The 16545-nt window shown below is 53.7% G+C and carries 9 protein-coding genes; 7 read left to right on the forward strand and 2 right to left on the reverse strand.

Features of this window, described 5'->3' with window-relative positions:
• Positions 1-162: 162 nt before the first annotated feature.
• The 5 genes from F0P93_RS26400 to F0P93_RS26420 all read left to right on the forward strand — a co-directional run bounded on the left by F0P93_RS26400 (position 163) and on the right by F0P93_RS26420 (position 9973).
• The gene (locus tag F0P93_RS26400) at positions 163-3417 is read left to right on the forward strand and encodes a WD40/YVTN/BNR-like repeat-containing protein (protein WP_150880721.1); all 3255 of its coding nucleotides are present in this window, start codon (positions 163-165) and stop codon (positions 3415-3417) included.
• Positions 3418-4254: 837 nt separating this feature from the next.
• Positions 4255-5217 (forward strand): NAD-dependent epimerase/dehydratase family protein, encoded by a 963-nt coding sequence (locus tag F0P93_RS26405; RefSeq protein WP_150880722.1) that lies wholly within the window; start codon positions 4255-4257, stop codon positions 5215-5217.
• 1 nt (position 5218) lies between these two features.
• Positions 5219-6418: a glycine C-acetyltransferase gene (kbl, locus tag F0P93_RS26410; RefSeq protein ID WP_150880723.1), complete on the forward strand. Its 1200-nt coding sequence runs from the start codon at positions 5219-5221 to the stop codon at positions 6416-6418.
• Between the two features lie 118 nt (positions 6419-6536).
• Positions 6537-7523 carry a DMT family transporter gene (locus F0P93_RS26415; RefSeq protein ID WP_150880724.1) on the forward strand — a complete coding sequence of 329 codons (987 nt, stop codon included), beginning with the start codon at positions 6537-6539 and terminating at the stop codon, positions 7521-7523.
• 197 nt (positions 7524-7720) lie between these two features.
• Complete coding sequence (locus tag F0P93_RS26420; protein ID WP_150880725.1) at positions 7721-9973, forward strand: ELWxxDGT repeat protein; 2253 nt, start codon at positions 7721-7723, stop codon at positions 9971-9973.
• 153 nt (positions 9974-10126) lie between these two features.
• On the opposite strand, the gene F0P93_RS26425 is transcribed toward F0P93_RS26420, so the two are convergent.
• A complete protein-coding gene (locus F0P93_RS26425) occupies positions 10127-11905 on the reverse strand; it encodes a glycoside hydrolase family 9 protein (protein ID WP_150880726.1) in 1779 nt (592 codons plus the stop codon).
• Positions 11906-12010: 105 nt separating this feature from the next.
• A complete protein-coding gene (locus F0P93_RS26430; RefSeq protein WP_150880727.1) occupies positions 12011-12568 on the reverse strand; it encodes an RNA polymerase sigma-70 factor in 558 nt (185 codons plus the stop codon).
• 375 nt (positions 12569-12943) lie between these two features.
• Between F0P93_RS26430 and F0P93_RS26435 the strand changes: the two genes are divergently transcribed.
• Positions 12944-13195, forward strand: a complete 252-nt coding sequence (locus F0P93_RS26435; RefSeq protein ID WP_150880728.1) for a hypothetical protein — start codon at positions 12944-12946, stop codon at positions 13193-13195.
• Between the two features lie 290 nt (positions 13196-13485).
• Entirely contained in the window at positions 13486-16539 is a 3054-nt protein-coding gene (locus F0P93_RS26440; protein WP_150880835.1) for a SusC/RagA family TonB-linked outer membrane protein, read from the forward strand.
• The last annotated feature ends 6 nt before the right edge of the window (positions 16540-16545 follow it).

A 16545-nucleotide genomic window follows, 5' to 3' on the forward strand; every position in this document is an offset into this window, starting at 1 on the left:
CCGGCCCGACTGTCTCCGACCGACGTGTTATGTGCGGCCTGACCCGGCGTGTTCGGAGCAGTCGTTGCCCGGTGTTTTACCAGAAAATACTTCCCACTGATTTCGTGTTTTTGGGCACAGACCTGACGTGTACGGGGCAGGCACAACTCTTATCGTTCATTCATGAAAAATCCTTTATTCGCTTCTTTTTTGGGCAATCGGGCCTCAGCCGCCGTTGCATGGATCGTGCTGGGTCTGCTCCTGATCCCCGACCCGGCCGTGGCCCAGCGAAAAGCCAAAACCGATTCCCCAACCGTCAAACCCATTTCAGGCGACCTTTTCAACGGCTTGCGGTGGCGTAACATCGGGCCGTTCCGGGGTGGGCGCTCCCTGGCGGCAGCCGGTCACGTCGACCAACCCCTTACGTACTACTTCGGAACTACCGGCGGTGGCGTCTGGAAAACCGTCAATGGCGGAGCCAACTGGCTTTCGATTTCCGACAGCACATTCAAATCCAGTTCGGTAGGTGCGATTGTCGTTGCGCCCTCCGATCCGAATATCATCTACGTCGGCATGGGCGAATCCGACATTCGGAGTAATATTTCGTACGGCGACGGCGTCTATAAATCGACCGATGCCGGCAAGACCTGGAAACACATGGGACTGAAAATGGCCGATGCGATTGGCAACATTGAAGTCCATCCCCAAAACCCCGACATTGCCTACGTCGCGGCTCTGGGCAATCCGTTTGCACCGAACAAGGAACGCGGTGTTTTCCGGACCACCGATGGCGGTAAATCGTGGAAACACATTCTGGCCAAAAACGACAGCACGGGAGCTGCCGTGGTGGAACTCGACCCCAACAATCCGTCGATCGTTTATGCGTCGATGTGGCAGGCCTACCGCAATAGCTACATGATGAGCAGCGGTGGACCGGGTTGCGGTCTATACAAATCGACCGACGGCGGTGACACCTGGATCAGCCTGCACGACAAACCGGGTATGCCCAAAGGCCTGCTCGGAAAAATTGGCATCACGGTTTCGCCGGTTAACTCCAACCGCCTGTATGCGATGGTCGAAAATGCCAAAGGCGGTTTGTACCGTTCCGACGATGCGGGTATGACCTGGCAACTGATCAACGAAGACAAAAACCTGTGGCAACGGCCGTGGTATTACATGATGCTGGCGGCCGACCCGCAGAACGAAAACGGCCTGATCATCCTGAACGTGAATGCCTTAAAGTCGTATGATGGCGGTAAAACCTTCTCCCGGATTCCGGTTCACCACGGCGATACGCACGACATCTGGTGGAATCCGAAGAACCCGCAAAACTTCATCATTGCCGACGACGGCGGGGCCGAAGTGACCTACAACGGCGGGGCAACGTTCTCCGACATCGACATTCCGACGGCGCAGTTTTACCACGTCTCGCTGGATAACGACTTCCCGTATAACCTCTACGGGGCGCAGCAGGACAACTCGGCGATCCGGATTGCCAGCCGCACGACGGATTTCTCAATCGGTGCCGGAGCTTGGTATCAGGTGGCTGGTGGCGAGTCGGGCTACATTACATCCGATCCGAACAATCCCGAAGTGACGTTTGGGGGAAGCTACGACGGCTTGATTACGCGCTACGACAAAGGAACGGATCAGAACCAGCGCATCAACGTCTACCCGGACTACAGCATGGGTGCGCCTTCCGCCGACCGGAAATACCGGTTTCAGTGGACGTTCCCAATAGTTTTTTCTCCACACGATCCCAAAGCCCTGTATGTGACCTCGCAGCACGTTCACCGCAGCTACGATTACGGCCATACCTGGGAAGACCTCAGTCCGGATTTGACGCGCAACGACCCGAAAACGCAGGGCGATACGGGCGGGCCGATCACGAAAGATAACACCGGTGCCGAGACGTTCCCGACGGTTTTCACCTTTGCCGAATCGCCCATCGAGAAAAACGTATTTTGGGCGGGTTCCGACGACGGGTTGATGCACATCAGCCGCGACGGTGCCAAAAGCTGGCAGAAAATTACCCCGCCGACTTCGCAACTGCCGGAATGGGCCATCATGAGCATGATTCACCCGTCTGAGCACACGACCGGAAAAGCATATTTGGCGGCCAAACGCTACATGTCGGGCGACCGCAAACCGTATCTGTTCAAAACAACGGATTACGGAAAAACCTGGACATCGATCACGGCGGGCATTCCGGCGGACGAATATTGCCACGTGGTTCGGGAAGATCCGAACAAAGCCGGTTTGCTGTATGCCGGTACCGAACGTGGTGTCTATGTGTCGTTCAACGATGGAACGTCCTGGCAGAAACTGAATCTCAACCTGCCCATCACGCCCATCCGCGATCTCCAGATTCACAAACGGGAAAAAGACCTGGTGGTGGCCACGCACGGCCGGTCGTTCTGGATCATGGACGACATTACGCCCCTGCACGAGATCGCCGATCAGCAGGCCAAAGGCACGTTAGCTGGCAAATCGGTTCATTTGTTCAAACCGCGACCGGCTTACCGGATGGACGGCGGCACCGAAAACCTGCGCAGCGGCCCCTCGCTGGACGAAGGCGAAAACGCGCCCAACGGTGTTCTGGTGCGGTATTACCTGAAAAACAAACCAGCCAAAGAACTGAAATTGCTCTTCATGACTACGGCAGGCGACACGATCATTACGTATTCCAATACCAAAGACAAAAAGGGAACACCACTGAAAATCGCGAAGGAATTTTACGACGATGCGACAGCCAAAAGACCGGGAACCGCTCCGGCGCTTTCGGGCATGAACGCTTTTGTCTGGGACATGCGGTATCCGGATGTAACCCCGGTCGATGGCATCAACGTGATGTGGACGGGCCGTGGAACGGGCGCCAAAGTAGTACCGGGGCAATACAAAGTCCGGCTTTTGCTGGGAGATTCGCTGGTGGCCGAACAACCGTTCGAAATCCTGAAAGATCCGCGCCTGAAGCTGACGGATGCCGACTACAAGGCGCAGTTTGACCTGTTGTCGAAAATCAACAACAAGCTGTCGGAAACGCACAAGGGTGTCAACCAGATTCGCCAGATCCGGAATCAGGTGAGCGGGTATATGAAAGACGTAAAAGACCCGGCGGTAGCGGCAAAATTCAAGAAAGTGACGCAGCCGATGCTCGAAACACTGGACAAACTGGAGTCGGAGCTGATGCAGCCCAAATCAAAAGCGCAACAGGATGCCCTGGCCTATCCCATCCGGCTGAATGACAAACTGGCGGGCGTTAGCTCGGTGGTTTCTTCCGCCGACACCAAGCCGACCAAAGCGTCTTACACGGTTTACGAAGCCCTGGAAAAACAGGTCGACGGTTCGCTGACCAAACTGAAAGACATTATCAATCAGCAGGTTCCGGAGTTCAACCGACTGGTAACCGAGCAACGCATCCCGGCCATTACGCCCTGATGATTTTGTGCGAGGTGAGAAGAAAGACGTGAGAGCAAAGACCTGTTCTTCCAGCTTTCACGACTTTCTTCTTTTCCTCCACTTGTTTTCAAGGCGGTTTCCTGAGAAAACAACCTTTTCACTTTTCTTGAGGTCGTATAGCGACCGAATATGTATAGACCAGGTCTGACCGAAGCCTACTTTGGGAGGTCGCATAGTGACCAGATGTTTATAGCACACGTTTCACCGCAGCATCCTTTTTGGTCGCGTAGCGACCGAACGGCATCTTTTATCAGATCGCTACGCGACCAAAAAAATCAAAATCAATCTGCTTTCTACAAACATTCGGTTGCTAAGCGACCCGTATGGCATCTGGAACGTCCCGATTCTAACCGAAATCTGTTCGCCGGTAATTATTTATTTTATCAGATTTCTTCCTCAGGCATTTCCTGGCGAAAACCGCCTGAACGAATTGAAAAACCCATTACCGGGTTCCCTCTGTCCCGTTTTCAATAAAACCGTTCGCTTCCACCAGGAACGCATTACCGAATGGTTTTTCCATCCCGTTTCCCGCTCGATTACCACCTCTTTGCCGGCATTTTACCCTGCTTTGCTGGTTCCTGCCAATCAGGCTTAGAAAAAATTTCTGCCAGCAGAGTCGGCGGAAAGCAGATTCCGATTTAATTCCTACCAATACGCATTGACACAGCAATATTTATTGAGTTTTACCCACTGTATAAGATAAAATCGTTTATTATTTAGATTTGTAAAGAAAATTATCAAAAGCATCTTATCCTCTTTTTACGCACGAACGACTTCATCAACAACCCTTTTTCAGCTTTCTGAGACCACACGTACATGAAGCGAGACACTATTTTACTGATCGGAGCCAACGGACAAATCGGTACGGCTCTGCTCCCCTGCCTACAGGATCGTTTCGGAGTCGACTCCGTGGTGGCGTCGGATTTACGAATGCCGACCCTGCCGCAGGGGCCGTTTGAAATCCTGGATGCCACGCAACCGGACGAGCTGGCCCGGTTGATCCGAAAATATAACGTTACCCAGATTTACCACCTGGCCGCCGTTCTCTCTGCCAAAGGCGAATCCGACCCGATCAGTGCCTGGAATCTGAACATGCAAACCCTGCTGAATGTCTTTGAAGTAGGCCGGACCTATAAACTCGACAAAGTGTTCGTTCCCAGTTCCATTGCGGCTTTTGGCGAGCATTCACCCAAATACGAAACACCGCAAACCGCCTACATGGACCCGTCGACGGTGTACGGAATCAGCAAAGTGGCCGCCGAAAACTGGTCGATGTATTACCACAAGCGATACGGGTTGGACATCCGCTCGCTGCGCTACCCCGGCGTCATCAGCTACCAGTCCATGCCCGGCGGAGGAACCACGGATTATGCCGTCGATATTTACCACAAAGCCGTTCAACACTTGCCGTTTGAGTGTTTTCTGTCGGAAAACACCCGCTTGCCCATGATCTACATGGACGATGCCATTCGGGCGACGATGGAACTGATGGAAGCGCCCGAAGATCGGGTTCAGGTGCGGACTTCGTATAACCTGACCGGCATGAGTTTTACGCCCGCCGAACTGACGGCGTCCATTCAAACGTATTTTCCGGATTTTGTTACCCGTTATAAACCGGATTTCCGGCAGGAAATTGCCGATTCGTGGCCCAAAACCATCGATGATTCGGCGGCCCGGCACGACTGGGGCTGGCAACCGCACTACGATCTGCCCGCCATGACCCGCGAAATGATTACCCAACTTACCCTAATTTACGATCCACAATCCCAACTGAAATAACATGACTCCTTACGAAACCACCCGCGCATCCTTTCAGCAGGAACTGGACAGCATCAAAGAAGCCGGTCTCTACAAATCCGAGCGGATCATTGTCTCCCCGCAGTCGGCCATTATTGCCGTGAAAGACGGACAGAAAGTACTGAACTTCTGTGCCAATAATTACCTGGGACTTTCCTCCCACCCCGATGTGATCGAAGCCGCTCACCAGGCCCTTGAGAGCCACGGTTTCGGCATGTCGTCGGTGCGGTTTATCTGTGGTACGCAGGACATTCACAAGGAACTGGAGCAAAAAACCGCCGAGTTCGTCGGCGCGGAAGACTGCATTTTATACGCGGCTGCTTTCGATGCCAACGGGGGCGTGTTCGAACCTTTGCTGACCGAAGAAGATGCCATCATTTCGGACGAACTCAACCACGCGTCGATCATCGACGGCATCCGACTGTGCAAGGCCAAACGGTTCCGGTATAAACACAACGACATGGCCGATCTGGAAGCTCAGCTACAGGCCGCTTCCTCGTCACGGCGCAAACTCATTGTTACCGACGGCGCCTTTTCGATGGACGGAACCATCGCCCAACTGGATAAAATCTGCGATCTGGCCGACCAATACGGTGCCATGACGATGATCGACGAATGCCACGCCAGCGGTTTTCTGGGCCGAACGGGGCGCGGCACCGCCGAATACCGCAACGTTCTGGGGCGAATCGACATCATCACCGGCACCTACGGAAAAGCACTCGGCGGGGCTTCCGGCGGTTTTACGGCGGCCCGGAAAGAAATCGTTGAACTGCTCCGCCAACGGTCGCGGCCGTACCTGTTTTCCAACACGCTGGCACCATCGATTGTCGGCGCATCGCTGAAAGTGCTGGAGTTGCTGAATGCATCGACGCACCTGCGGGACAAACTGGAAACCAACACCCGGTTTTTCCGGGAAGCGATGACGGCCGCCGGTTTCGACATCATCCCCGGCGAACACCCGATTGTGCCGATCATGCTCTACGACGCACCGCTGGCGCAGGAATTTGCCGCCCGGTTGCTGAAAGAAGGCATCTACGTCATCGGTTTCTTCTACCCGGTTGTTCCCAAGGGCAAAGCCCGGATTCGGGTGCAGATTTCGGCGGGTCATGAGCCGGAGCACCTGGAAAAAGCGGTGGCTGCCTTCACCAAAATTGGTCAGGAACTGGGCGTGATTCCCGCCTGATCGAATTCATTCCCCTACCATACAGCCTGCGGCCGGTCGGAACACACCGGGTAGGGGGATTTGTGTTCATGTCATTGCGTTGCGTTTCGGCAAAAAGAATACAACCCACTGTAAATCAATGACAAAAGAAAGCAAAACCGTAATCCAGGCCATTGCGCTGGGATTGGTCAGTAACCTGTTCCTCTCCGTTGGGCTGATTGTCAACAGTCTGATGGCATTTTCCGGTTCACACTGGGCCTGGACGGCTTCCCTCCGGTATTGGCTGCTGCTTCCTTTTCTGTTGATCATCGTTGCCGGGAACCGTCAGTTAAAACCGCTGCTGGTCGTCCTGAAACAGATGCCCGGCACGTTTCTGATCTGGGGCAACGTCGGCTTCGGAATTTTCTACGCCTTCCTGACGTTTGCCTCGCTTTTCGCACCCGGCTGGCTCGTAGCCGCCGGTTTTGAAATCACCATTCTGGCGGGTTTGCTGCTGGCGCCATTCATTTATTCAGATCACCGGGCCATCATTCCCCGGAAGGCCCTGCTGCTTTCGGCTCTGCTCGTGGTCAGCATTGCGGTGATGCAGCTTGAGAAAATGCAATCGTTCCACCTGGGCGATTCAACGCTGATCAGCCTGGGGTTAACGCTGGTGGCCGCCTTCTTGTGGCCGCTCGGCAACCGCAAACTGATGCTCGATCTGGAACACCGAAACATTCACCTGAGTGCCTGGCAACGCGTTCTGGGGATGTGTCTGGGGAGTCTGCCGGTTTTGATTCTCCTCGCGGTATACGGTTTTTACGAATCCGGCCCACCGGTCAAAGTGCAGGTGTTTTCGTCGTTGATGGCCGCCCTTTTTTCGGGGGTTCTGGGGAGCGTTTTATTCTTCAAAGCCATTCAACTGGTTCGGAAAAACCCCACAGCCCTGGCCACGGTCGAAGCGACGCAGGTCACCACCATCTTCTTTACGCTGATCGGTGAGATCCTTTTCAAAGGCGTCGGCTGGCCCGGTTTTTACGGCAATCTGGGCTTTCTCATCATGCTGCTTGGACTGAGTTACTACGTCTTTCTGTCGGTCCAAAGCAACAAATCCAAAAAAGTCCTGCAACCGGATCACGCTCTCTAACGATCCCGTACGGTTTTGCCTACCCCGCCCGATGACCGAGCGGGGTAGGCGTCGTTTCTTTTGTTGTCAGCTATTGCCAAATGTCACCGATTATTCGTTCGGACTCCCCTGTTGTTAACTCGCGCTCCTGCCCGACGCCTTTCCTGCCTAGTTTTACGCCATCGTTACGTTCTCCACACCATTTACTTTTGAACACCATGAAGAAATCTACCTTTATTCACCTCGTTCTGGGGTGCTGGCTCAGCTTTGTCAGTACATTTCCCGTTCAGGCTCAGGCGCCCCTTTCCCTCAAAACATTTCCCGGCGGTATTACCGAAATCATTCAGTACAATGGCGCTCTTTATTTCAACGCCAACGATGGCATCAACGGTGCCGAACTCTGGAAAAGTGACGGAACAGCCGCCGGAACCGTGTTGCTGAAAGACATCAATCCCGGCGCGGCCAGTTCGTCACCCGTGCGCATGATCGTGGTCAACAACACCCTGTTTTTTGCGGCCAATAACGGCACCAACGGCCAGGAACTGTGGAAAAGCAATGGTACAGCCGCCGGAACCGTGCTGGTGAAAGACATTCGCAGCGGTGGCTACGAGTCGAATCCCGCCTGGATGACCGATGTCAACGGCACGCTGTTTTTTCGGGCCAACAACGGCACCCATGGCAGTGAAATCTGGAAAAGCGACGGCACCGAAGCCGGAACGGTGTTGGTCAAAGACATCAACTACGGAGCCGCCGATGGCGACCCGCAGTACCTGGTCAACGTCAATGGAACGCTTTTTTTTAAAGCGAACAACGGCACCAACGGTTCCGAACTCTGGAAAAGCGACGGCACCTCCTTCGGTACGGTTCTGGTGAAAGATATCTATGCCGGTGCCAGTGGGTCCAACATTGCTTACTCGGCCAACATCAACGGCCTCTTGTATTTTGCGGCATGGACTTCGGAGACGGGTAGCGAACTGTGGAAAAGCGATGGGACGGCAGCCGGAACCGTGCTGGTGAAAGACATCTACGCCGGTCCTTCTCCTTCCGAAGTCTCCTTTCTAACCAACCTCAACGGCGTCGCGTATTTTAAAGCGTATGAACCGAATGCCGGGATCGAACTCTGGAAAAGCAACGGTTCGGCTCCCGGAACCGTGCTGGTGAAAGACATTCTCCCCGGCGCACCGGGCGAATCCAACGGCGTACCCGGTTTTCTGACAGTGGTCAACAACCAGATTTTCTTTACCGCCAATACAGCAGGAAAAGGCCGGGAACTCTGGAAAAGCGACGGGACGGCTGCCGGAACCGTGCTGGTGAAAGACATCAACCCCGGCCAGGAAGCATCGGATGCGACCAGTTTCGCCGAGCTGGGCGGTGTGCTGTACATGAGTGCCAAAACCGCTACGACCGGTTTTGAACTCTGGAAAAGCGATGGCACTGAAGCCGGAACGTTCCCGATTGCCGATATCAATCCGGGTGTGGCCGATTCATCACCGTATGAACTGACTCCGATCAACGGCGTTCTGTATTTTGCCGCCACCGGAGCGGGTGGCACCAAACAACTATTCCGTCTGAACCCCTGCGTCAGTCCACCCGCGCCGAACCTGGCTTCCGGTGGTCAAAACAAGGTAACCGTTACCCAAAATGCCCCGGCGGTGGTCCTGACGGCGTCCAACTGTTCGGGACAATTGAACTGGAGCGGGCCAAACAATGCGACCGGCACAGGCAACATCACCGTTCCGACCTCGGCGACCGGCACCTTCGTTTACACTGCCCACTGCGTCGTCAGCGGCTGCATCAGCCCGGCGTCCAGTGCAACGGTCATCGTTCAGCCCGCCGTCAGCAACCCCGGTCCCGGGCCGGTGGTAACGGGTAATTTCGAAGGGTATCTCGACAAGGTGGAGTGCGGCACGATGCGCGGCTGGGTTTGGGATAAAAACCTGCCAAACACCGTCATGAAGGTCGAATTTTTCGCCAATGGCAATTCCATCGGCACCGTCGACGCCAACATTTTCCGGCAGGATCTGAAAGATTCGGGCAAAGGCAACGGGGTTCACGCGTACAGTTTCCCGACCCCCGCCAGTCTGAAAAACGGCCTGACGTACGCCATCAGTGCGAAAGTGTACGGCAGTACGTATGTGCTCAAGTGGGCACCCAAAAACCTGACCTGCCCGAACGGAAGCCGCATCGCTACCGAATCGGCCGAAACGCCAAAACCGCTCGACGTGGTCGTACTCGGCAATCCGATCCAGGGTGACCAGCTTTCGTTCGACATCCGGGGGGCGGAAGGCGAACCCTTGCGGTTGCTGCTAACCGACCTGCAAGGCCGGGTGCTGGCCGAAAAAGAGGTCGTTCGGGCTTCCGAAGTGGAACACCAACGGTTTTCCGTACACCATGCCGCACCGAGTATCTTGCTGCTTCGGGTTGCCAGCTCCCGCCAAGCCCAAACCGTTAAAATACTGAAGGTTAAGTAATAACTGCTGATACCGATCCGTCATAAAAACCTAGCCTGAAAGGCTTGACGCTGGATAACCCCGGGTGCAACCCGGGGCTACCGGGGCTACCGGGGCACTGGGCTACCGGGCCAAGGCGAGACTAAAGATGGCAAAATCGGATGACGAGCTTCTTCAGTGAGCCGACTGCAGAGCTTCCAGCGCCCCGGCCAGATACACCAGCGGAGCGTTCCAGTTGATCGCAATTTCATTGGACGCGTAGGAACAGGACGCATCGATGAACAGCTCATCCGCCGACGTGGCCGTGTAGCCTTCGCACTTGTCCTGTTTCGGTGCATTGCCGTTGGGACCGCCCGACAACAGGCCCGGAACGGGGGCTTCAATCCCATCGGCTACCGAGGGCCGGTGGTGCGGATTCATGACCGGCTTATCGCCAAAACCGGTGACGAAGCAATAACCGGTGGCATTGCGGCCCAGCAAATAATCGAAGTTGGTCAGGGCGTTGCGCAGGTATTTTTTGTCGTTCGTCAAGCGATACGCCTGAACCAGCGCAATGCCCTGATTGGCCGCGACCGCGCTACTGCCCCAGATGTAATCCTGTGCCGACTTGCCCATGACGGTTTGGTACGCCTGTTTTTCAACGTCACGAATCAGTTCGTCGGCAAAACCGGTCAGCCGTTTTTTCAGTTGCGGGAGGTCCTGCCGACCCCGTGGCGTCAGGATCTTTTCAAACCGGGCCAGGGTGTAATACCCCAGCAGTCGCACCTGCGCCCAGGAAGGCAAGGGCATTTTGTCGTCCGGAAACAGGTTGACCGCCGTATAATAGGCATCGTTCTTCGTGGTTACGTACAATTCGGCGGCAGCCCAGATCCATTCATCGCTGGCGTCGCGGTCGCCGTATTCGCCGGTGACCACATCTGGATCAAACGCTTCGTTCATCGCATTCTGTCGGTAATACTGGTCGGGGTTTTTCTTTGCCCAATTCCACGCCCGAACAGCCGCCGTCACACAGGAGTCCGACAAGCCCGGCAATTCCCGACTCAACGGTTTGAAAATCCGCCCGGCCTGCGCCATCACAGCGGCAAAGTCGAGAGCCGCCGTCACGCTTTTCTGAACGACATACCGCTCCTTCGTAGCTTGGTCGGGCATCACCATGCCGTCGAACCGGGCATTGGTTAGTTTGTGGTAGACCCCGCCATCGGCCGGGTCCTGCATGGTCAGCATCCAGCGCAGGTTCCAGAGCGACTCGTCCAGAAGGTCCGGTATCGCGTTGTCACTTTCGGGAATAGCGGTTTTGAAGGTCTGGCAAAACTGCGGAAAGTCTTCGTAAAGCGCGAGAAGTGTTCCAGTCGTAATCCCCGAATTGACAATGTATTTGTTGTAATCTCCGGCATCGTACCACCCTCCCGGCGACGACAGAACCGTACGCGCCGGACGCCCGTCCGAAACCGCCGAAGGATGCACCAGCACCTGCGTATCTTCCCGGACATGACCCGCCGGACGGCTCCACGGCCCGGCGTAACGGGCGGGCAAATCCGTCGAAACCCGCTGGTAATAAAAGCCTTTCAGCGAACCGACGGCGACGGCGCGGTGAACATGGGGTTTGATATCGAAGGGATAGGAATACCCCAGACCGGGAATCAGGACGACAAACGTGCCGGTGGTTTTCAGCGCGGAGAAATCCGCCGTCCGGGCGGTTTTACCCGAAATCGCATTCTGGCGGGCTTCGCTCAGTTTGCCTTTAAAAACCGTTTTCTTCAAATCCGGCGTAATGATCCGGAATTCACCCGAGGCATCGCCAACGACCACCGCAACTTTGGCGGCATTAGGATAAAAACCGACCTGATTCAGGCGGATGTTGGTGGATAGCGGCTGGTTTTGGGCAAAACCGGCGATCAGTACCAGCAGAAAAAACAACAAAACAGAAAACTGGGCAGGTTTAGGGAATCGCATGGACGTAGGTTTTAGTCAAATCTACAACGATTCCGGGCGTTTAGGGCTTTTTCAGGTTCAAATTGGATGAGAAAGCAGGCTTTGAACCCGATTCGTATCCATTCCTTAAACCGCCCCTACATACTCTTTCAAATGACACCGGAGCGTTCGCAGCGATTGCATGATGTGGTATTCGACGGTTCGTTCCGGGATGCAAAGCTGAGCCGAAATTTCACGAACGGAGTGGTTTTCCATCCGGTTCAGCCGGAAAATCTGCCGGGTTTTATCGGGCAGATGCGCAATGCCTGACTCCAGAGCCTTGGTCAGATCATCGTAAGCCAGCAAATCTTCGGTATGGCAGTCGTGGTCGGACAGGCTGGCAATCTTGAAATTTTCGTATTTCTGCCGAATCAACAGGGCTTTGATGTGATTCAGTATTTTGTATTTGACCGCTCCAAATAAATATTTCTTCAGGTCTTCAATCTGAATGATCTCCCGCCGTTCCCACAAGTCGACGAAAAGGTCCTGAACCAGTTCCTCAGCGTTCTCCTGCGAATACAATTTCTTCCGGGCCACCCCAAAAAGTGGATGCCAGTATTTGCGGTAAATCGCCTGAAAAGCCTCTTCGTCCCCAGTTTGGAAGAGTTTTACCAAAACGGCATCACATAAAACCGAGTAGTCCATAGAAGATAGCGATAGTGGGTCTGCCTGAACATTTTTGCGGAGGATACTCCCCAAAAAGAATAAATTATTATTCTAAGATTCCCATTTTATGCCTGCACGCTATCCTGTACTTACCTGTGTTTACGTACCCGTAAAATGAGTCGCATTAAGCCAGCACTTGGTTTCGTCCTATTTTAGTTTGGCATTTTCTTACCGGCTGGGCGTAGCCTCTAGCCCCCTCCTATAACAAAACAAAGAATTTTTAGGAATTCCTGTCACAATAATATAAATATTTAATTATTTAACAGTACGATTTGCGGTTTCTCTTTTCAAGATTGACGTAACGGTATAGTCAATCCTTTTCCTCTACCAACGATTCCGGGTTTGTGACTGAGAATGCAAACGAATCACAAAAGCTTTTTGGAACTGCTTCAGCGCTACATGGATGGCGTCTGTTCATCTGAAGAAAAACAGATGATGGACTATTGGTATAGTTTGCTGGATCAGGATCACGAAGAAAAAACCGGTAGCCTTTCCAGACAGCAACTGGAGGAACTGCTCTGGACGAAAATTCAGCACCGGGTTCAGCGGGAAAACGAAACTGATACTCACACAATCAATCTCAAATGGTGGCAGCATGACGGATAAAGCCCAGTTGCTCCAAGACCTTTTCCTTTTTTTCACTAAACCCAAGACCTATGCGTACGACCCTCTACCGATGCCCCCGAAAGTGGCCCAACCGATTCTGATCGGCTCCGCCATGATTTGCTCTTTTCCGTTGAATCAAGCACCGAACTTTCTGACTGTAAGCTAGTTCGTAAACAGCAAAAAATTACCCATTGTTCTACTTCCTTAACAAAAAAGCAATGAAAAAACGCTTACAATTCATACCCATACCGGGTACTTTCATTCGGGCTTCGCTCCTGTTGTGCCTGTTGATGCTGGCCGTAACGGGTCTGTATGCGAATGAAAATGCCCCCCTCGACCGGCCCATCACCGGCACCGTTAAAGATGAAAAAGGCGAAGGATTGCCAGGTGTCAGTGTCGTGCTGAAGGGCTCCACCAAAGGAACGTCCACCAATGCCGACGGCAGCTACCGCCTGGATGTTCCGGAGAACAACGCCACCCTGATTTTCTCCTTTGTCGGCTACCTGTCCAAAGAAATTTCGGTTGGCAACCAGACCCGTGTCGATGTTCAACTGGCGACCGACAACAAGGCACTCGAAGAAGTGGTTGTTGTGGGGTACGGTTCACAGCGGAAGCAGGATATTACCTCCGCCGTCTCGGTGATCAGCATGAAAGACATCGGCGAGCAGCCTTCCAACAACATGAACCAGTTGTTGCAGGGCCGGGCCGCGGGTGTGGTCGTAAAATCGAAGAGCGGTGCGCCCGGCGGTGTCTTCGAGGTGCGGGTTCGGGGTGTCGGTTCGTTGGGGGCCGGTAGCAATCCGCTGTATGTCATCGACGGTTTTGCCGTCGGAACCGACGTTGGACAAAACCTGAACCCGAACGACATCGAGAGCATTTCCGTCCTGAAAGATGCCGCTTCGACGGCTATTTATGGAGCCAGAGGTTCCAACGGGGTGGTTTTGATTACGACGAAGAATGCTAAAGAAGGAAAAACGAACATCAACTTTTCGCTTGATTACGGGATTCAGTCGCTTCCAAACAGCCGGCGCGTAAAAATGCTGAACGGCGTGGAATTTGCGCAGTTCAAAAAGGAAATTTTTGAAGATCAGATCCGGATTATTCAGAAACGGGAGCCAACCCTCGAAGAAGTTCCCATCGGTTTTCGGTATCCGGAACAAACCAAATACTCAACCGACTGGTACGGCCTGATCCTGAACAATGGTGCGCCCTACACCGATGCCAACTTAACGATTTCTTCCGGTCAGGGGCCGCTCAAAGCGCTGCTGTCGGTCGGTTATTACAAGGAAAACGGCGTGATTAAAGAAACGAATTACGACCGGATTTCAGTGCGGTCCAACCTGGGCGGACAAGTCAACAAGTTCATCAATGTTGGTTTGAACATCAACGGAACGTATACCCGCCAAAAGCTGGCCAGTACGGACGGACGGAGTGCCTTGCTGGGTGGTGCCCTGCTGATGGACCCGCGCGATACGCCTTACAACCCCGATGGCAGTCTAAAACCGTATAGCAACGGCGTCGATGGTGTTTTCGGCTTCCCGAATCCGCTGTTTGTGTTGAAAAATGCGCTCCGCAGAAGAAGCATTGCCGACCTGTTGACCAATGCTTTTGTCGAAGTTACGTTTCTGAAGGATTTCAAATTCAGAACGTCGGCGAACGTTAAACTGAATAACAATACGTACAAAGAGTACATTCCGTCGACCATCGGTGCGTCGGTGGCAACAGGAACGGCCGGTGCTCCTCCGCGGATTGCCACCGAAAACGACAATACCGCCGAATTGATCAACTACTCGCTGGATCAGTTGCTGACCTATGTACCCAAAATTGGCGAACAGCATAACCTTGATTTTTTGGTGGGGTACACGGCTCAGCAGGAGCGCGTACGGGCGTTTACCGGAACCGGTAATACCTTCCCGGATGACCTGGTTCCGTATCTGGGAGCCGCTTCCATCCGATCTGCCACTTCCTCCGAGTTTGGCTGGGTTAACCTGGCAGCACTGGCCCGCGTAAACTATTCTTACAAAGACAAATACTTGCTTTCGGCTTCGTTCCGCCGGGAAGGCAGCTCCCGGTTTGGGGCCAAAAACAAGTACGGAAATTTCCCGGCCGCTTCCATCGGCTGGCGCGTGACGGAAGAGTCGTTCATGCCCAAAACCGACTGGCTGACCGACCTGAAACTCCGGGCGAGCTTTGGGGTGACGGGGAACAACGACATCGGTAACTACCCCAGTCTGGCCTTCGTGGGCGCTAACAACTACATCCTGGGCAATGCGTTTGCCGCCGGGAAAGTGGTCAGTTCGTTCGCCAACTCCGAGCTGAAATGGGAGAAATCGAATCAGTTGGACATCGGGATGGATCTGGCTCTGTTCAACAACAAGCTGACGTTTAACCTCGAATACTACAAAAAGATTACCAACGACATGCTGTTGCCTATTTCGATTCCGGCCGTATCCGGTTTTACCACCAGCTTGGCCAACATCGGGAAAGTACAGAACAAAGGAGTTGAAATCGGTGGTGATTTCCGGACCAACATCGGGCAAATCAATTTCCGCACCAATGCCAACATTACGTTCAACCGCAGCAAGATTCTGGCGATCAAAGGCGCGAACGACATGCTCTGGTATGGTGGTTTCTACGGCGGTTACAACGTTCAGAAAGTGGGACGGCCCATCGGGATGATCTATGGCTACCGGAAGTTAGGCATTTTCAACACCCAGGCTGAAATCGATGCCGCTCCGAAGCAGGACGGTGCCATTCCGGGCGCGATGAAATTCTTCGACGCCACGGGCGATGGTGTTATTTCCTACGATACGCAGGATATGGTGGAAATTGGCAATCCGAATCCGGCGTTCACCTGGGCCTGGACCGTGGCCGCCGACTACAAACGCTTCGACCTGAACATTCTGTTTGTGGGTGCGCACGATTTTGACGTCTACCGGAACATCGAGGCTTCAACGATGAACATGGATGGTGTATTTAACGTATTGGACAAAGCGAAAGATCGCTGGCGGTCACCCGAAAATCCGGGTTCCAATCCAAACGCGAAAAACTCACAGGGCGGCACCAGCTACTTCAAATGGTCGCGGGAAAGCAGCGAACGGTATGTTTACGACGGCAGTTATGTCTGGCTGAAATCCATCACGCTGGGCTATACACTTCCTAAAGTGAAATCCATTCTGAGCGACGCGCGGATTTTTGTGACCACCAACAACCTGTTCCTGTTCACGAAATACCCCGGTAACAACCCGGAAGCGGGCGTACGCGGTGGCACCGAACTGAACAACGACGACGAGTCGTATCCGATTCCCAGAACATTCGCTGCTGGTCTCAAAGTAAACTTCTAATTGACA

Origin of the sequence: Larkinella humicola (genome assembly GCF_008727875.1) — a bacterium.
Taxonomy (GTDB): Bacteria; Bacteroidota; Bacteroidia; order Cytophagales; family Spirosomataceae; genus Larkinella; species Larkinella humicola.